Annotated in this window: 18 protein-coding genes and 1 riboswitch; of the genes, 8 read left to right on the plus strand and 10 right to left on the minus strand. The window is 36.3% G+C overall.

Features of this window, described 5'->3' with window-relative positions; translation table 11 throughout:
- Positions 1 to 280 precede the first annotated feature (280 nt).
- Positions 281 to 466, plus strand: coding sequence for an SE1561 family protein (locus ACVYAD_RS23885; protein ID WP_049668848.1), 186 nt, complete (start codon positions 281 to 283; stop codon positions 464 to 466).
- Positions 467 to 713: 247 nt separating this feature from the next.
- Here ACVYAD_RS23885 and ACVYAD_RS23890 read toward each other — a convergent pair whose 3' ends face one another.
- Entirely contained in the window at positions 714 to 1,505 is a 792-nt protein-coding gene (locus ACVYAD_RS23890) for a YwqG family protein (protein ID WP_349661086.1), read from the minus strand.
- Between the two features lie 393 nt (positions 1,506 to 1,898).
- Between ACVYAD_RS23890 and ACVYAD_RS23895 the strand changes: the two genes are divergently transcribed.
- Together ACVYAD_RS23895 and ACVYAD_RS23900 are read left to right on the plus strand one after the other, a co-directional pair.
- Entirely contained in the window at positions 1,899 to 3,434 is a 1,536-nt protein-coding gene (locus ACVYAD_RS23895; RefSeq protein ID WP_349661085.1) for a fumarate hydratase, read from the plus strand.
- 427 nt (positions 3,435 to 3,861) lie between these two features.
- A complete protein-coding gene (locus ACVYAD_RS23900; protein WP_476428167.1) occupies positions 3,862 to 5,766 on the plus strand; it encodes a heavy metal translocating P-type ATPase in 1,905 nt (634 codons plus the stop codon).
- Between the two features lie 55 nt (positions 5,767 to 5,821).
- On the opposite strand, the gene ACVYAD_RS23905 is transcribed toward ACVYAD_RS23900, so the two are convergent.
- Together ACVYAD_RS23905 and ACVYAD_RS23910 are read right to left on the minus strand one after the other, a co-directional pair.
- Positions 5,822 to 6,760: a YihY/virulence factor BrkB family protein gene (locus ACVYAD_RS23905; RefSeq protein WP_197143552.1), complete on the minus strand. Its 939-nt coding sequence runs from the start codon at positions 6,758 to 6,760 to the stop codon at positions 5,822 to 5,824.
- Between the two features lie 24 nt (positions 6,761 to 6,784).
- Positions 6,785 to 7,111, minus strand: coding sequence for a YtxH domain-containing protein (locus tag ACVYAD_RS23910; RefSeq protein WP_197143553.1), 327 nt, complete (start codon positions 7,109 to 7,111; stop codon positions 6,785 to 6,787).
- Positions 7,112 to 7,433: 322 nt separating this feature from the next.
- Here ACVYAD_RS23910 and ACVYAD_RS23915 point away from each other — a divergent pair, with 322 nt between their 5' ends.
- A complete protein-coding gene (locus tag ACVYAD_RS23915; RefSeq protein ID WP_079562713.1) occupies positions 7,434 to 7,655 on the plus strand; it encodes a DUF1128 domain-containing protein in 222 nt (73 codons plus the stop codon).
- A 66-nt stretch (positions 7,656 to 7,721) separates the two neighbouring features.
- Here ACVYAD_RS23915 and motB read toward each other — a convergent pair whose 3' ends face one another.
- Together motB and motA are read right to left on the minus strand one after the other, a co-directional pair.
- Positions 7,722 to 8,492, minus strand: coding sequence for a flagellar motor protein MotB (motB, locus tag ACVYAD_RS23920; RefSeq protein ID WP_349661082.1), 771 nt, complete (start codon positions 8,490 to 8,492; stop codon positions 7,722 to 7,724).
- The gene (gene motA, locus ACVYAD_RS23925; protein WP_079562711.1) at positions 8,476 to 9,279 is read right to left on the minus strand and encodes a flagellar motor stator protein MotA; all 804 of its coding nucleotides are present in this window, start codon (positions 9,277 to 9,279) and stop codon (positions 8,476 to 8,478) included. Before motA ends, motB begins: the two co-directional genes overlap by 17 nt.
- A 910-nt stretch (positions 9,280 to 10,189) precedes the next feature.
- Here motA and ACVYAD_RS23930 point away from each other — a divergent pair.
- Both ACVYAD_RS23930 and ACVYAD_RS23935 read left to right on the plus strand, forming a co-directional pair.
- Positions 10,190 to 10,324: a hypothetical protein gene (locus ACVYAD_RS23930; protein ID WP_276569504.1), complete on the plus strand. Its 135-nt coding sequence runs from the start codon at positions 10,190 to 10,192 to the stop codon at positions 10,322 to 10,324.
- 182 nt (positions 10,325 to 10,506) lie between these two features.
- Positions 10,507 to 11,070: a beta-class carbonic anhydrase gene (locus ACVYAD_RS23935; protein ID WP_349661081.1), complete on the plus strand. Its 564-nt coding sequence runs from the start codon at positions 10,507 to 10,509 to the stop codon at positions 11,068 to 11,070.
- Between the two features lie 52 nt (positions 11,071 to 11,122).
- Here ACVYAD_RS23935 and ACVYAD_RS23940 read toward each other — a convergent pair whose 3' ends face one another.
- Entirely contained in the window at positions 11,123 to 11,710 is a 588-nt protein-coding gene (locus ACVYAD_RS23940; RefSeq protein ID WP_349661080.1) for a GNAT family N-acetyltransferase, read from the minus strand.
- Between the two features lie 394 nt (positions 11,711 to 12,104).
- Positions 12,105 to 12,929 (minus strand): polyphosphate kinase 2 family protein, encoded by an 825-nt coding sequence (locus ACVYAD_RS23945; protein ID WP_349661079.1) that lies wholly within the window; start codon positions 12,927 to 12,929, stop codon positions 12,105 to 12,107.
- A 203-nt stretch (positions 12,930 to 13,132) separates the two neighbouring features.
- Between ACVYAD_RS23945 and ACVYAD_RS23950 the strand changes: the two genes are divergently transcribed.
- Positions 13,133 to 13,846 carry a hypothetical protein gene (locus ACVYAD_RS23950; protein ID WP_349661078.1) on the plus strand — a complete coding sequence of 238 codons (714 nt, stop codon included), beginning with the start codon at positions 13,133 to 13,135 and terminating at the stop codon, positions 13,844 to 13,846.
- A gap of 24 nt (positions 13,847 to 13,870) precedes the next feature.
- On the opposite strand, the gene map is transcribed toward ACVYAD_RS23950, so the two are convergent.
- The 3 genes from map to thiT form a co-directional block, all read right to left on the minus strand.
- On the minus strand, positions 13,871 to 14,626 hold the full coding sequence (gene map / locus ACVYAD_RS23955; protein WP_079562706.1) for a type I methionyl aminopeptidase: 756 nt from the start codon (positions 14,624 to 14,626) through the stop codon (positions 13,871 to 13,873).
- Between the two features lie 412 nt (positions 14,627 to 15,038).
- The gene (locus tag ACVYAD_RS23960) at positions 15,039 to 15,584 is read right to left on the minus strand and encodes a DUF7010 family protein (RefSeq protein ID WP_476428168.1); all 546 of its coding nucleotides are present in this window, start codon (positions 15,582 to 15,584) and stop codon (positions 15,039 to 15,041) included.
- Between the two features lie 243 nt (positions 15,585 to 15,827).
- On the minus strand, positions 15,828 to 16,388 hold the full coding sequence (thiT, locus tag ACVYAD_RS23965; protein ID WP_349661076.1) for an energy-coupled thiamine transporter ThiT: 561 nt from the start codon (positions 16,386 to 16,388) through the stop codon (positions 15,828 to 15,830).
- Between the two features lie 130 nt (positions 16,389 to 16,518).
- Positions 16,519 to 16,626: riboswitch (TPP riboswitch) on the minus strand.
- Positions 16,627 to 16,752: 126 nt separating this feature from the next.
- Between thiT and ACVYAD_RS23970 the strand changes: the two genes are divergently transcribed.
- A complete protein-coding gene (locus ACVYAD_RS23970) occupies positions 16,753 to 17,085 on the plus strand; it encodes a magnetosome magnetite crystal formation protein family (RefSeq protein ID WP_349661075.1) in 333 nt (110 codons plus the stop codon).
- Positions 17,086 to 17,398 lie beyond the last annotated feature (313 nt).

The raw sequence follows: 17,398 nt of genomic DNA on the forward strand, positions 1-17,398 counted from the left end.
ACTAACACTTATCTCCATTTAATTGTATAAACACGAATTTCGGCTTTTATATTGGCCGAGTACTTGTTTAAACTCCCTCCTTTTCGAGTTAGAGTCTTTTTAGATTTTTTAAATCAGCTCCTTTGCTTTTTCTTAATATTAATTTAACACACGCCTTCAATATTGTAAATATTCTGTCTATTATTTTTTTAAAATAATCGCTAAGTCCTAGGTGTTTACCTAAACATTGAATTTTAGTCCCAAATCAGCTAAGATGGAGGGGACGAAATGAGGTGTATGTATGTCAAATCCAATCACTGATAAAAAACAACAAATGAATTACTTAAAAGAGCGTCTTGAAATGTTTTTAGAAGTTTTAGATGCTATAGATCCTGAAACAACTGAATTAGAGGATATTGATCGTTTAATTCAAATGATGGATGATTTAGAGGACAAAATGGAGCAATTTAATGCTCGTGAACAATAAATACTAATTAATTTCTCCTTGGCTGAATTGTAGCTGCCGCTTTGCTTTCGCTACAGATAAACATTACGTCCGGAGACTTTAGGCCATATTGGTCACTCAATCGTTGCCACAGGACGTGGCGTTCTTATTCTGAGTTCTTCTATTTCAGTAGGTTATAAAAAGGATCCTATCAACATCCATCTCACTACCTAGAATAAAATGAAGATAAAAAGCAAGTGGAAACGCATCCACTTGCTTTTTATTTAAATTAATAACAATCCCAATTATATAGAACTTTACTAAAATCTTTACGTTTTAGCTCATCCTCTGTGATGAAAAAGTTGCCGACTCCGACATCCCCCCACAGAATATGATCACCTACACTGTCAATTTGAAGCAACAAAATTGTTGAATCTGTATAGTCACCATAAGCTCTTGGATCTTCTTGGGTAAAGAATGGGTATCCTCCGATTTTATGACCTGTACTATTTAATGTTTCATAAAATGAGTCTACTAATTGATCATCGTCTTCTATAGTAGCAAGGATTTTCGCATATGTTTTTTCACTTCTAAAGTCATTTGCTGATAATGGTTCATAGCCTGTTCCAAAGGACAATGCCATTTCCTTTTCCACAGGAAAGTATAATTCTTCTTCGTTCGCTTCAACAAACGAGAAGTCTTGTACTAACTGTGACTCATCATTAACAATATGTTCGTGGAAAACAACGCGGAAGCCCTCATGATTTTGACCATTGTCAAAATCCATCCCTAGTACATCATCGTAGCCATCAATATAAAACTGCAAGATTCCCTCTTTAGGGAAGTTTGGTAAATGCTTCGGAACATCTGCAAAATTAATTTGAGCTAGTAATTTTAATGGTTGCCCTTCTGGACTTTTCGGATACTCCATTGACAGTGGAAAATACGGATCACCAGCAAACTTACTTTCAAATAAAGAAGTTTTTCGTACTTCCGTTTCAATCAATACAGTCGGCTGTATCGTATCCTCTATTACAGTCCTATTTTGTTCAAACGCTTCAGGTAAATTATGTAACTTCATTCTATTACCTCCTAAAGTAAATTTAAATTAATTATAGAACAAATGTTCCGTTTTAACAATCTTAATTATGATGAAACTACAGCTTATGAATTAGGCAAAAAACTTCTGTTCACCGGTAGGTATAATCAAATAAGTGCATAAATCAAGTGCTTCTCGAGAAAACGTCTTCGATTCCTACTATAGTCGTTTAAAGGTATTATTTATTACCCGGCTGCAATTATCTTATTACAACCTTAACAATAAATTGATTAACATAATTTAACAAATAAATTTCCTCTTTTTGAGAATAGGCCTTTAATTCCTACCACAATGAGTTGAACTCTTTTTTTCATTAGTTGAAAAGAGTATAATATTACGTGGAAATAATCAAATTTTTATGGGGGGCAATACTAAATGAATATCCAAACTTTGGAGAAAAGTCTTTATGATTTAATTACTGAAACGTCTACAAATCTACCAAAAGACGTACGTCGTGCTATTAAGAAAGCTAAAGAAGCTGAGAATTCAGGTACTCGCGCGGCAATGAGCTTAGACACAATCTCAAATAATATTATTATGGCAGAAGATAATGTATCACCAATCTGTCAAGATACTGGTCTACCAACATTCAAAATTTATACTCCTGTTGGTGTAAACCAATTAGAAATTAAAGCAGCTATTAAAAAAGCTATTGTCGATACTTCTGCAGATGCAAAATTACGTCCAAATGCGGTTGATTCATTAACAGGTGCTAACAGCGGTAATAACCTAGGTGACGGTCTACCTGTTATGAAATTCGAACAATGGGAAAAAGACTATATTACAATTAAATTAATCCTTAAAGGTGGCGGCTGTGAAAATAAAAACATTCAGTATAGTCTACCTTGTGAGATTGAAGGTCTTGGCCGCGCTGGTCGTGATTTAGATGGTATCCGTAAATGTATCCTTCACTCAGTATACCAAGCTCAAGGTCAAGGCTGTTCAGCTGGTTTCATCGGTGTAGGTATCGGTGGCGATCGCTCTTCTGGTTACGACTTAGCGAAAGAACAATTATTCCGTCATGTGGAAGATACAAATCCAAATGCTGATCTTGCAAAATTAGAAGACTATGTAGTGAAAACTGCAAATACATTTGGAATCGGTACAATGGGCTTCGGTGGTGAAGCAACATTACTTGGTTGTAAAATTGGTGTTATGCACCGTATCCCTGCTTCATTCTACGTATCAGTAGCTTATAACTGCTGGGCATACCGTCGTATGGCTGTGGACATCAATCCTCAAACTGGCGAAATTATTAACTGGCATTATCAAGAAGGCGAAAAAATTACATTTAAAGAAGATGAAGTTGCAGCAACAACAGAAGATACTACAAACGTAGTGGAACTTACTGCTCCTATTTCTGAAGAACAAATTCGCTCTCTAAAAGTTGGTGATGTTGTATCAATTACTGGTCGTATGTATACTGGCCGTGACGCAATTCACCATCATTTAATGAGCCACGATGCTCCAGTTGATCTTAATGGACAAGTTATTTATCACTGTGGCCCTGTAATGGCAAAAGACGGAGAAGGTAACTGGACAGTAAAAGCAGCTGGTCCAACTACTTCTATTCGTGAGGAGCCATACCAAGGTGACATCATGAAAAAATTCGGTATCCGCGCTGTAATCGGTAAAGGCGGTATGGGACCAAAAACACTTGCTGCATTAGAAGAACACGGTGGCGTTTACTTAAATGCAATCGGTGGTGCTGCACAATACTACGCAGACTGCATTAAAGGTGTTGATGGTGTTGACCTAATGGAATTCGGTATTCCTGAAGCGATGTGGCACTTAAACGTTGAGAAGTTCACAGCTGTTGTAACAATGGACTCTCACGGTAACTCACTACACGCAGATGTAGATAAATCATCTCTAGAAAAACTTGCTCTTCACGCAGAACGAGTATTCTAATAAAGAAGCAATTTCTTTCTGAAATTAAGTCATTTTTACTACACAAATTTGAAAAGCACAGAATATTCCTATGAATATCTGTGCTTTTCACTTGTTCAAAAACATTTCAAAAAGCCTCACAATCACCCCAAACTCAATCTAATGCCACTTTTATTCCACTTTCTATTAATTATGCATCAGCATAATTGTAACTGCCGCTTTGCTTTCGCTACCGATAAACAATGCGTTCAAAATCAGCTTCGTGCTTAGGACTGCTGAAAGAGTTAAAATCCCTTCTAATTTCTCACTTTCTTTTTTCAAATTCTTTTGTTATAATAATTCTAAATTAGAAAGATGTTAACTGAAATCTATTTTCAATTAGAAAAAGTTTATAATCATTGATTTACATAGACTTTGATATTGATTTTCATTATCAGGAGGGATAAAAGTGAAACACACTAATCGAGAAAATATTAGTTTAATTGAGAAAACAAAAGAACACGCTGAATTAATCGCCGCCCTTATAGCAGGTTTGTTTATTTTGCTTGCATGGCGATTAGATACTAGCGGGCAAACAACAGCTTCTATTCTTTTATATATTATTGCATTTTGCGTCGGTGGATTTGCTAAAGCAAAAGAAGGTATTGAAGAAACCATTGAGAATAAGGCGCTTAACGTTGAACTATTGATGGTATTAGCCGCGATTGGTTCAGCAGCTATCGGTTATTGGACGGAGGGTGCTATTCTTATTTTCATCTTCGCTGTGAGTGGCGCTCTCGAAACATACGCAATGAACAAAAGTCACCGTGAAATTTCTGCACTCATGAATTTACAACCTGAAGAGGCTTGGCTTGTTCGTGGTGGTTTTGAACCAATGAAAGTTGCTGTATCAACTCTACAAATTGGTGATCATCTACTTATTAAGCCAGGTGAACGTGTACCAGCAGACGGTGTAATCTTTAAAGGGCAGTCTTCTATCGATGAATCTGCTATTAGCGGCGAACCACTTCCAGTAGCAAAACAGGAAGGCGACGAGTTATTTGCAGGAACAGTGAACTTAAATGGTGCCATTACGATGGAAATGACAAAACCAAATTCTGAAACACTATTCCAAAAAATTATCCAACTTGTACAAAATGCTCAGAGTGAAAAATCTCCATCACAACAGTTTATAGAAAAATTCGAAGGTACGTATGTGAAATTCGTGTTACTTGCCGTTGCCCTCATGATGTTTCTACCTCACTTTGTACTAGGTTGGGACTGGACGACAACATTCTACCGAGCAATGGTACTCCTAGTAGTTGCTTCTCCGTGCGCACTTGTTGCATCTATTATGCCAGCGACACTTGCTGCCATTTCAAATGGTGCAAAAAATGGTGTGTTATTCAAAGGAGGCTTACACTTAGAGCATCTAGGTGCATTGCGTGCACTTGCAGTAGATAAAACAGGTACTTTAACACAAGGTAAACCAACCGTTACTGATTTCATTGTTCGCGAAGGATTAGACCGCAAAAACGCAATGGCCATCCTTGCGGGAATTGAAGCTCAATCGAACCACCCACTTGCTCAAGCAATTACTTTATTCGCAAGAAAAGAAGGGATCACACAATTTCCTCAGACCACTATTAAAGATATCCCAGGTTGGGGTATTAAAGGTTACGTTAATGAGGTCGAGTACCTTGTTGGTAAACCTGATTTTGTTGGTACAGATGAGGCAAATGAATTTGCAAATGGCGTAGCAGAAAAACTCGCTTCAGAAGGAAAAACGGTTATTTTCATTCGTGACAAGGATGGCATCGTTGCATTGGCAGCCTTAAAGGATACCGTGCGAAACGAAGCAAAAAAAGCAGTTTCATTACTAAAAGAACTAGGTATTAATGTTGTCATGCTGACGGGCGACAATGAAAAGACAGCAAAGGTAATTGCCAAGGAAGCAGGTGTGACAGAATACGTCGCAGAATGCCTCCCCGAAACAAAAGTGACTGAGATGAAACGACTTCTTTCTGAACATAAATTTGTGGGGATGGTCGGTGACGGCATTAATGATGCACCCGCATTAGCAACTGCCACTACTGGAATTGCTATGGGAGAAGGAACAGATGTTGCTTTAGAAACAGCCGATGTCGTTTTAATGAAAAATGACTTATCAAAAATTGCCTATGCCGTACGTTTATCACGTAAAATGCAACGCATCGTTAAACAAAACATCTTCTTCTCAATCGGCGTTATCGTTTTATTAATTGCCTCAAACTTTTTACAAGTCGTCGATTTACCACTAGGTGTAATCGGTCATGAAGGAAGCACCATTTTAGTTATTTTAAACGGCTTACGTATGCTGAATAAAAACGTATAAAACAAACAGCCTCGTATCACAAAACGTGATCTCGAGGCTGTCCTTTTTAATATTCCTAACTATTTGTTAAAGTCTCCTGCATCACAAGTTCTTTTTGCAATGCTTTTTTCTGCATCGTCGCATTTAAAACGCCACCAGAAATTACAATAATCCCCGTGAAATATAGCCAAAGCATTAAAATAATAACGCCACCAATACTACCATATGTAGCGGAATAATTCGCAAAATTATTTATATAAAAAGAGAAAGCGAACGTAACTGCCAGCCAGCCCAACGTCGAAAACAATGCACCCGGCCAAACACTCATTAATTTCAAACGTGGATTTGTATTCGGAATAAATCTATAGACCCCTATTAATACGATGAAAATAAGTAGAGGGGGTATCCACCAGCGCATTCTATGCCAGATAATTTCAAATTGCTCCTCAATGCCAACAATCGAAAATAAGAAATGCCCCACTTGTTGCCCAAAAACCGGTAAAAGTAGTGCAACAGCAAAAACAACGACAAACGCTATGGTGAAAACAAGGGATAACCCTCGTTCCAATATACTTCCCCTGTTTTCTGTATCGTAGGCCTTATTCAAGGCTCTAATCAACGCATTAATCCCTTTAGAAGCAGACCAAATTGTTCCTAGTACCCCGATGGATAATAGACTACTATTACGGCTTGTTAAAATTTCATTTAATGTATTTTCAATAAGCCTATATACCTCGTCCGGCATAACATTCACTAGAAAGGAATACACTTGCGTCGTCTCTAAATTCAAATACGGTAGTAATGTAACTAAAAAAATTAATAGTGGGAAAAAAGATAGTAAAAAGAAATAAGCCAATTCTGCGGCAAGAGCTGATATTTCCACTCGCTGAAAGCGGAGAATTAAATCTTGCATAAAGCCTCTTGATGTCATCACATTTACAGTGTCTTCGTCTGGTGAAACAAATGACTTCACCACTCCAACAGCTGTACGTATCGATGCTTTTTTCTTTTTCATACAAATTTCCTCCTGTACGAACAACTATTCTTTATCAGGTAAAGCAAAGGCTGCTTTTGTATCATTAATCATGCTTTCGATTGTGGAAGGTAATTCTTTAAATTCATCCACTTTTTCAGCAATCGCATTTACATTTTCTGACACACCTTCACATAGCACTTTAGCGGCCAATACTTTTTCCTCAACTAGCACTTGTAATTCCTCTCGATTGGCTGCATAATACGTGATTGCTTCTTTCATCTGTTTTGTTGTAGCTATTGTCTTTTCACGCGTTGTACGGTCCAACATGCTTAATGCAGCACCAACTGCAGCACCAACTACGATAGATGCTAATAATTTACTTCGTCCCATATTAAATACCCCCTGCTTTGTAAATGTATATTCCTTAGAACAATTAAGACTCATCATCAAAAGTTAGGGATGATTTTGTATACAAGTTGATTGGAGTGGTGACTGGACGTCCCCATGAAACTTTGCTCTGCGCGAAAGCGAAGCGTCCCCAGTCGGAACAGAAAGCAACCCTATGTTATGGTAATGAACCATAATTAAACTATCACTGCCCTTATTCTACCCAATAACAGTCTATTTTTAAAGCAATGCCCAAATCAGTGTTGACATTTTTTTTATTCAATGAAATGATATTTCCGAGGATTATGAAAGGTAGGTTTAAATAATGGATTTATCAGTACCGTCAAAAGAGAACGTTATTTATATGGTTGATCAAATGAAAGAAAAGCTTCGTATGGTGAATGTCGATGCAATGAAATCGGAAAATTTCAATGAAGCTGATTACGAAGATCTTGTTTATTTATACGAAATGGTCATGAAACGTGATACATTTAGTCCGAGCGAAATGCAGGCTATCGTTGCTGAATTAGGCGCTTTACGCAAATAAATAGGATTTTGTAAATAAAAAGCTATTAGCAATACGGCATCAAAGCCTGTTACTAATAGCTTTTTTCTATTTTGCTTGTTTTGCAGCAGTACCATCCTCAGTTACAAGAGGTTGTATTAACACTTCTACACGACGGTTTTTCGCACGACCCTCAGGCGTGTCATTCGGAGCAATAGCTCGGTTTTCACCATAACCTTTAGCACTGAAGTTCTCAGATTTCAATTTAGAATTACTATTCAATAGAACCATATAGAAATTCGAAGCACGCATTAATGATAACTCTAAGTTGGACGAAAAATTCGGTCCTACTGGGACATTATCTGTATGTCCTGTAATGACAATGTTTCGGGCTGGATCGGATACTAATACACCAGCAAGCTCTTTAGCTATAGGAATATATTCTGGTTTAATCGCTGCTTTCCCAGGATCAAACATAATAGTATCACGAATTGTAACAAGTAACCCCTCATCCGTCATTGCTGTTGCAAATTGACCTTCCATCTCATTAACTGCGATAAAATTATCAACACTATCTTTAATTTCAGCTAACTCCTTCTGATCCTTTAAATACGCGGAGTTTTGCGCTTGTTGTGGTGTTTTGTCACTTTCTGCATTTGGACTTTCTATCGGTGCAGGCTGCTCTAAAAAGCCTGTACCACCATCAAATACTTGATTAAACACAGCTGACATTCTCTCTAGCTTTTCTTGGTCTACTGAACTTGATGCAAATAATATGATAAATACGGCTAATAGCAGCGTTAAAATATCTGCATACGGAACTAACCAAGACTCATCGATATGCTCATCATGCTTTTTTTTCTTAGCTTTCTTTGCCAAGGCCGCCCGCCCCGCTTTCATCAGAAATTTGACGACGTTCTTCCATTGTTAAGTAAGAAGATAATTTTTGTTCGATAACACGTGGCGCCTCCCCTTCTAAGACAGAAAGGATTCCTTCAATCATCATTCTTTTTTGTTTAACTTCGATAGCAGATTTACGTTTTAATTTATTCGCAAATGGATGCCATAAAACATAACCTGTAAAAATACCTAGTAATGTAGCCATAAAAGCAGCTGAAATAGCATGTCCTAGCTTTTCTATGTCATTCATATCTGCTAACGCGGCGATTAAACCTACTACCGCACCAAGTACCCCTAAAGTCGGGGCATATGTACCAGCTTGTGTAAAGATTGCAGAACCACTAGCATGACGTTCTTCCATTGCTTCGACTTCTTCTGTTAGGACGTCACGAATATAGTCGGCATTTTGACCATCAATTGCTAATGTAAGTCCATTTTTCAAAAATGGGTCTTCTATTTCTGAAGCTTTACTCTCAAGCGCTAATAGACCTTCACGGCGAGCTAAATCAGCCCATTGTGAAAACATCTTAATAATCTCAATATCATCTGCTAATTTTGTTTCTTTAAAAAGAATTTTAAATAGCTTTGGTACACGCTTTAACTCCTTCATTGGGAAGGCAATTGTTACTGCGGAAATTGTACCGAAGATGATAATTAGAATGGCAGCTGGGTTATAAAACGCACTTAAACTTACACCCTTTAGTACCATTCCTGTTAATAGCGCTACTAGCGCAAGTATTAACCCTACAATCGACGATATATCCATTCTAGAACCTCCAAATCTCCTATTAATCTTTATTTCGTCTTTTTTTCCATAATTTTAATATAGTATAAATGTATTTCACATTTTTTTCGATGTAATAAATACTTTTTATTCACTTTTCGACGATATTTGATTATATAGAATTAAGAATAATACATTAAATTGTCTTTATTTAAATTACTTAAGAATTTGTTATTATCCTTCAACATAAAATTATTAAAACATACTGAATGAGTCGCAAAAGGAGGAGTAAATACCTAAAAATATCAATATCACTATATAAGCTATTCGACCGATAATCAAAACCTTCTTCAGATAATTACTAAAATTTTATAGAAAAATAGTGTAAAACAGCTGTTTATCGATGTATCATACGATACTTTTTTTCACTCTCACAATTAAAGTACTCCTAAAGAATCATTTATTTTTTTCCTCTATTTAATCAAATATACCTCGGTATAATTGCGTACAGATTCGGCTTTGTACTTGGGCAAAAAACTTCTTTCACCATCTATAGACACGGAAATACCTATTTCGCATTCTTGTTTATTATTTTTGATGAAAATGCCTCTAATCAATTCGTTATTGTGAATGCTGCCTATTATTTTCGTATGGAAGGGAGGAAGAGAACGTGAGAGCTATTGAAGAATTAGTTTAATTAAAGCTTGTCACATGACTTTACGATTAGTTTTGAGATAAATGAGTATAAATAACATACTGCGGGAAGGTAAAAAAGAATCTGTTCTTCTTTGTAATAAAAACTAGGTATTTCAAGTATTTTATACCTACTAATCTTAGTCCAGACTAGGTATCTTATGGATGTCATAAATTCTCCTTAGATTTTCCTAGTAACCTATTGTATAATTACTTTAGATATTATTGTAGATTATTTCAGTAGAGAGGAGCTTTCATTATGTTCATTACGACTGTACTAGGTTTTTCGGTTGTTTTACTAATTGCTACGGCATTCTTCATCCACTACTTACAAGTTGGTTTAGATACTAAGTCTTCAGTAACTGTAGATCCAAAACCAAGTGAAAAATTCTAATCTATCTATAAAAAACAGCTACATAACGTAGCTGTTTTTTATTTTTTTTAATTATTTCTTTTCGCTAAAAGATTACTAAACTTCTTTTTTTTCGTAAAAAAATTGCGTGAATATTGTCATTATTATTTGCATATTGATCATTTTGCTCTAAAATATTTCTGTAGGGAAGGGAGCAATCTTTCATGACAATGTTACAAGATATTCTTAAGTTTAATGAAGATTTCGTTCAAGAAAAAAAATATGAGCCTTTTATTACAACAAAGTATCCCGATAAACGCATCGTTGTGTTATCTTGTATGGATACTCGCCTTGTAGAGCTGTTACCTAAAGCTATGAATTTACGTAATGGTGATGTAAAAATCGTTAAAAGTGCTGGGGCATTAGTTAGTCACCCTTTTGGTGCAATTATGCGTAGTTTACTTGTAGCTGTTTATGAACTACAAGCAGATGAAGTGTATGTTATTGGGCATTACGACTGCGGCATGAGCGCAGTTGACCCAGAAGCTATGCTAAGTAAAATGGTTGCTAGAGGAATTAACCCTGAAACTATCAAAACGGTAGAAAATTCAGGTCTTGATTTAAAAAAGTTTTTACGTGGCTTTGGCGACGTATCAACAAGTGTTAAGAAAAGCGTAGATACAATTCGCAATCACCCGTTAATGGTGAAAGATGTGCCTGTTCACGGATTAGTAATTGATCCAAATACAGGTCGCCTTGACTTAATCATAGACGGTAGTAAACAATAGTAAAAAAAAAGAAGCGTCTATCCTTCATTACTTGAAAGTTAGACGCTTCTTTTTATTCGTTCTCTAAACGTGCATACATGTAATGATCCACCCATTGGCCATTAATGTACAGCAGCTTTCTCAAGAGGCCTTCTTGCTGAAACCCGGACTTTTCTAAAACACGAATAGAAGGATTATTTTGTGTTGAAACATAAGCCTCTACACGATGTAAGCCTACTTGCTCGAACGCAAATTGCACGACCATATTAACCGCTTCTGTTACGATCCCTTTCCCCACATAAATTTCATCCATCGCATAGCCAACAAATGCACTGGAATACGGTAAACGTTTTACTGCATAAAGAGCAATATGTCCTATTAGATTATTTGTACCCGGCTCAAAAATACCGAAAGTAAACTCCCTCTTTGAGTCCATTAAGTATAAGCTTTCTTGTATTTTTTTATATTGAGCATTAATTGTATAATATTCAGGTCGTTGTAACGGTTCGTATGTGGACCAAAAATATTTATTGCGGCTTACGAGATCAGTTAAACTTTGTGCATCTTTTTCGTAAAATGTGCGAATGTAGCATTTATCCCCCTGAATTGATACCACATTTTCACCCTTTTTCCTCAATAGTCTCCAAATTTTAAGCACCATTTCTCCACACTAACCTTCCGATAATTGTCAATACGTTTTTAATGCCTGAATTCATTTTATCAATGGTAAAAAAACAATTTGTAAATCTTCACCATAACGTGTGGTTGATTTCCGTTCCGACTGGGTGCTTTGACGTTGGTCACGAAGGCGTTATCACAGGATGTGATGGTTTTAACCTTCGTTCCTCTATCGCTGATCCCCACGAAGTCGCCCAGTCGTAACGAAGATCAACTTATATATGGTATAAATTGCAACAAATATCGTCCTCAACTTTTAGTAATAAGCCCAATTTGTGGGTAAACACCCACGGAATTGAAGTTTTACTTTATTGTATGTAAAAAAAGATGCTGCTACAACTAAAACATCTCGTCTTGTTGTTACAGCATCAATAACATTATTTCACTTTTTGTTTTTTAGGCTTCTCTTCTAGCAATTCAAGGCTAGACGATTCAGCATCTTCTAAATGCGCTTTGTCTAAGACATTCGTTAAATGAAGGCCACGTTTTTTTGCTTCACGTTCAATATGTGCTAGTGTTTCTTGCAGTACCTGTACACGAGCATACTTTTTATCATCTCCTGGTATTAGAACCCATGGAGCATTTTTCTTATCAGTCTTCTCAAACATTTCATTTGCAGCTTCTACATACAGTGGCGTTTTTTCACGATTTCGCCAGTCTTCATCTGTTAGCTTCCAAGACTTATACGGATCCTGCTCACGTTCTTTAAAACGTTTAAGTTGCTCCTCATCTGATACTTGAAGCCAAAACTTAATGACAATATAATCTCCTGCCGTTAAAATCTTTTCAAAATTATTCATTTCTTCATATGCACGAGACCACTCTTCATTTGTTGCAAATCCTTCAATACGCTCAACTAATACACGACCATACCAAGAGCGATCAAAAATTGCGATTTGTCCATGCTGTGGCAACTTTCTCCAAAAGCGTTGTAAATAATTGTAGCGAAGTTCATGAGGCTGAGGCGCTGAAATCGGGTGTACGACATAACCACGTGGATCAACACGTTCAATTAGACGCTTAATAGCGCCCCCCTTACCAGCAGCATCCATACCTTCAAATACTAAAATTAACCCTATTTTATTGTTTAATAAAAACTGTTGAGCATTTAACATTTCATACTGGAGTACTTTTAATTTCTTTTTATACATTTTCTTATCTAGATTAACTGATAGATCTAGATCATTTAAATTTTGAGTCATTAAAACTTCACTCCTTACATTTGTATACTTCCATTGTACTAAAGAAATATATGGATGCCCATTCAAATGGTAAATTGTAGATAATTTTAGCGAAACAACACGATACATTGTTGGAAATTTCCGTTATAATGAAAATATAATGTTACAGTCCTATACTTATTTGTCTTTTCCCTATACAATTTAACACGAAGGGAGAGGAAAACATGCCTCGATTTTTTTTGATGACAATCACTTACGTTGTCTCACTTATCCTAACCTTTTCATCCTATTTCATGAAAATAAACGGTCAATCTTCCTTAGAGATCTCAAATCGTTTTCCAGTAATATTTGCACCTTTTAACGTTAGTTATGTGATTTGGATTGTGGTTTACATGTTACTTGGTTATTGGTTAGTCATGAATCTAAAAAAGACATCTATTAAACAGACTGTTCTCTTTAGTAGCATATGTATCATGCAGGCGCTAGCAATTGTTGTTTGGCACCACGAATTATTTATCGTGTCAATCGTCAGTACGTTTATTTTAGTACTGTATTTATCTAAGTTGTACAAAACGTACCCTCTCAGCAATAACTCACTTACAGGTCGTTTACCCTTCTCGATTTACTTCGCATGGGTTACATTCAGCCTGATGACAAATGTAAGCTTCACGCTAACATCTTATCAATGGAATGGTTTTGGACTTAGTGATCCACTGTGGGCAGTTATTTTACTGACACTTGGGGTAGCAATAGCACTACATATTCGATTCCATTATTTTGATATTATCTATCCAAGTGTATTTATCTGGTCCTATATAGGGGTTGTATTACATAATGGTTTTGATGAGCTACTTGTGTCAACGGCAGCCTTGTTTTTATGTGGAGTGCTACTTGTCGGTATATTATTTATTAAAAAAAATCCTGCCTACCAAAAATAAATTGGTAGCAGGATTTTAGCTTTTTTATTGTTCATCAAGTGAAGTTAAAATAATTGGTTTGTCTTTTGTAACGATAATTGAATGCTCGATTTGAGCAACTAATGATTTGTCTGGCGTAACGAATGTCCAGCCATCACCAGACTCCACAATATGCTCTGCTTTCGCTGAGATAAACGGCTCAACTGCAAGAACCATGCCTTCTTTCATAATTGTAGAATCCCATGCATCATAATAGTTCAAAATATGGTTTGGCTCATCATGTAAAGAACGACCTAAACCATGTCCCGTTAGGTTCATAATCACTGTTAAATCATTAGCATATGCTTCACGCTCAACAGCTTTTCCGATTTGGTTTAATTTTGATCCAGCTTTTACTTTTGTCATCGCACGATCAAAAGCACTTTTGGCTACGCGACACAACTTTTCTTTATCCTCATAGCCTTCACCAACTACAAATGAAATGCCTGTATCAGCAAAATAGCCGTTTAATGAACCAGATACATCTATATTGACGATATCTCCCTCTTTAATCACACGTTCACCTGGAATACCATGTGCGACTTCCTCATTAACACTAATACATGTGTATCCCGGGAAATCATATTCCCCTTTAGGTCCAGAAACTGCTCCGGCCTCAGCAAACATACGACCTGCAATTTCATCTAGTTCTAGTGTTGTTACACCTGGCTTTGTAGCAGCCTTCATTGCTTCACGAATTTCAGCACAAATACGGCCGATTTTTTTAAAGGCTTCAATCTCTTCTTGCGTTTTTACAATCATTTTTAACGTCCCTTTCATCTAATATCTACTATTTAATATAACATAACTTTCTATGCTTAAAACGCTAAACGCTTTAAATATTATATGCCATCATAAATTATAAAGTGCCGAAAATAGGCTTATCTCCATAATGTGAGATTGATTTCCGTTCCGGCTGGGCCCTTTATTGTTGCTGTCGCTACGCTTTCGCACAGATAAAACATTTGCTGACGCTTCGCTTAACTCTTCTTTTTTATTTTCCGCTAACCGAATCTTTAACTAAAGCCACTTCTAACTACGCTCACCCTTTTTTCCTAAAGGCTGAATCTAACTATTTCACAGTTCAAGCATTAGAAAAGACAAAAAGCACCTTTATTCAGATGCTTTTTAAAAAGATTCAGTGGTTTACTGTTATTCAACTGACAATAGGTGCTTAAACATGACTGACTTTGAGTTCTCTTAGAATTAAAAGAACCCCCATTCCATAAACAATAGACATCGCTAAAGGTACTAGGGTGAAAGCTTGACCAACAAAGAAGCCACCTAAAATTAGAGCAGAAAGACAGATTCCTAAAGTAACAAATAAATAAGCTTTGCTTTTATAAATCCATATGTAAGGCAGAAAATGAGAGCCTGCTAGTAAGCCAATTGTGAAGGGCAGGTATTCAGGTATTTTCATATACACAATTATAAATACAGGTATATAAAAAGCTTGAGGAGCTGCTACTATCCCACTTAAAGTACCTAAAGGGTTGTCAGTAGAGAGTAAATTAACCCCCAGAATTTTACTAATGACCATCCCAATAGGAAAAATGACACCTAAGCCAAAGATCCAAATCAAACGTACAGCTTCTATTGGGAAAACTAAGGGCATTAGGGTGAAAATTAAAAAGACAACGGCGCCAGAAAGCAAAATGGGGTAACCTTTTTTTGCTTCAAGCATAATTTCTTTTTGTAAATTTTCAAGTGTTTTATTCATTAACGCACTCCCTTTCGTAAAATCGGCAAAAGATTTATATAATATACTATCCTTCAACTATTTTTACCGTTGATTATTAAACGTAGTAATTTTTGGAATAATTGAAAGCTATGTAGAAATTGCTTAGGAAGGGCAATTTAATTACTGCACAGTTTCTTGATTTAATCTGTCTTTATGTTTTAATAGCAACAATCTTTAACAGTCTAAAAATAAAACCCTTCACTCATGTGAAGGGCATAATAATTATGATTTTCGTTGCATTAATTGAGGTGCTGCTGTAAATAACAGAACACCGACAATCGCTGTTAAAATCGTTGCTGGTAGCATATATGTTCCATTATAGATGATTGAATAAACCCATGCATTTTGATCGCCAGCATACTCTGCGAAAAATACAGCGCCCCCAATGGTATGTGCTGCATAACGTAAAAAGCCCGCTAATACCGTTCCTAAAATAATATAAAGGGCCATTTTCTTTTTGTTTAAATCTTTTGCAGCCTCAAGCACTGGTCCACGTACAACGGCCGCTAAGCCAACTACCGTAAAGGCAACACCATAATCAAGTGTTCCTTGAAGCCAATGTATAATATAAGCCCCAAACATTGTTTGCATAATACCAATAAGTAAACCCGTTACCATTCCTGGAATAAGACCCCAGCGAAATGCTATTAACATTATTGGCACCATTACGAGACTAACAGAGCCTCCTTGTGCCCATACTTTAAAGGAAACCTGATCGAGCACAAGGCCAATCGCTGCGAATATCGCAATTTCCACAAGCATTAATAGTTTTTTATTGTCCATAATTATTCTCTCCTTTGTTCCGATGTAGGATACAAGAGCAGGAATAGAAATCAGTTGGCAAATATGTCCCTATCTAGCATCAATAAAGATAAAAATACGATGCCAGGACAGAGCCTCACATCGTAAAAGTGTCGGTTTCTATCCACATCCCTACGCAAGCGTTAACTTACAGGTTCAAAGAGTTAAGGCATTACGTGCCCAGTCTCAGCTGACATCATCAGCTCCCCTTGTGGTCGTTACATCTTAATTTAGTTTAACAACCTCATTGTACGCAAACACTGTAACGATTACAACCTCTTCCACATTAATTTTTTTGAAACTTTACTGTTTTTCATGCGTAAATATTTAAAAAGGAGGTACAACTATGGAGAACAAAAAAATTTTATCTGCCTTTAGTTATCTAAGTATCTTTTTTGCACCCTTTATTGTGCCATTAGTCGTTTACTTTGTTTCAAAAGATAACGATGTAAAGAGTCATTCTCTTCGAGCACTAATATCACATTTAATCCCAGTTGCATTTGGAATAATATTTTTTGCAGTCTTTATTTTCTCAACTTTATCATTCAACACTTTTGAACCAGATTCAGGTAGTAGTTCTTTTCTTATCATTTGGTTAGTTTCATTTGTGATTTACATTCTTGTTTCAATCGGAATTGTCATTTGGAATATTATTCAAGCAGTTCGCGTTATCCGATAAGTTTCATTTCAACCTTGAACAGAGAGTACTAAAAGGAGCTGTTATTTTTTGAAAGTATCTAAAGTTGTCAAAACCGCCGTAAAATTAGCACCAATCGTTATTCCAATTGTAAAAAAAGTAATCGCTGCAAAAAAAGGAACAAATCCTACCGTAACTAAAAAGTAATAAAAAGGCGTATTTCCACACATTGAACTGAACCCCGAATAGTGGACACTTTAAAAAAAGTGGACCTATTCGGGGTTTTTCTATTTTCAATGTTTGGAAACCCCGTTATACTAACCATACCATTTATGAACGGGAGAACATCATGAGT

The organism is Lysinibacillus sp. G1-3 (assembly GCF_056322905.1).

What these genes read in the sequence shown, in the direction of transcription:
- ACVYAD_RS23895 (WP_349661085.1), top strand. Translation starts at nt 1,899, where the DNA reads ATGAATATCCAAACTTTGGAGAAAAGTCTTTATGATTTAATTACTGAA.
- ACVYAD_RS23960 (WP_476428168.1), bottom strand. Translation starts at nt 15,584, where the DNA reads ATGAATAAAACACTTGAAAATTTACAAAAAGAAATTATGCTTGAAGCA.
- ACVYAD_RS23885 (WP_049668848.1), top strand. Translation starts at nt 281, where the DNA reads ATGTCAAATCCAATCACTGATAAAAAACAACAAATGAATTACTTAAAA.
- ACVYAD_RS23945 (WP_349661079.1), bottom strand. Translation starts at nt 12,929, where the DNA reads ATGACTCAAAATTTAAATGATCTAGATCTATCAGTTAATCTAGATAAG.
- thiT (WP_349661076.1), bottom strand. Translation starts at nt 16,388, where the DNA reads ATGGACAATAAAAAACTATTAATGCTTGTGGAAATTGCGATATTCGCA.
- ACVYAD_RS23930 (WP_276569504.1), top strand. Translation starts at nt 10,190, where the DNA reads ATGTTCATTACGACTGTACTAGGTTTTTCGGTTGTTTTACTAATTGCT.
- map (WP_079562706.1), bottom strand. Translation starts at nt 14,626, where the DNA reads ATGATTGTAAAAACGCAAGAAGAGATTGAAGCCTTTAAAAAAATCGGC.
- motA (WP_079562711.1), bottom strand. Translation starts at nt 9,279, where the DNA reads ATGGATATATCGTCGATTGTAGGGTTAATACTTGCGCTAGTAGCGCTA.
- ACVYAD_RS23935 (WP_349661081.1), top strand. Translation starts at nt 10,507, where the DNA reads ATGACAATGTTACAAGATATTCTTAAGTTTAATGAAGATTTCGTTCAA.
- ACVYAD_RS23890 (WP_349661086.1), bottom strand. Translation starts at nt 1,505, where the DNA reads ATGAAGTTACATAATTTACCTGAAGCGTTTGAACAAAATAGGACTGTA.
- ACVYAD_RS23950 (WP_349661078.1), top strand. Translation starts at nt 13,133, where the DNA reads ATGCCTCGATTTTTTTTGATGACAATCACTTACGTTGTCTCACTTATC.
- ACVYAD_RS23910 (WP_197143553.1), bottom strand. Translation starts at nt 7,111, where the DNA reads ATGGGACGAAGTAAATTATTAGCATCTATCGTAGTTGGTGCTGCAGTT.
- ACVYAD_RS23970 (WP_349661075.1), top strand. Translation starts at nt 16,753, where the DNA reads ATGGAGAACAAAAAAATTTTATCTGCCTTTAGTTATCTAAGTATCTTT.
- ACVYAD_RS23940 (WP_349661080.1), bottom strand. Translation starts at nt 11,710, where the DNA reads ATGGTGCTTAAAATTTGGAGACTATTGAGGAAAAAGGGTGAAAATGTG.
- ACVYAD_RS23915 (WP_079562713.1), top strand. Translation starts at nt 7,434, where the DNA reads ATGGATTTATCAGTACCGTCAAAAGAGAACGTTATTTATATGGTTGAT.
- ACVYAD_RS23905 (WP_197143552.1), bottom strand. Translation starts at nt 6,760, where the DNA reads ATGAAAAAGAAAAAAGCATCGATACGTACAGCTGTTGGAGTGGTGAAG.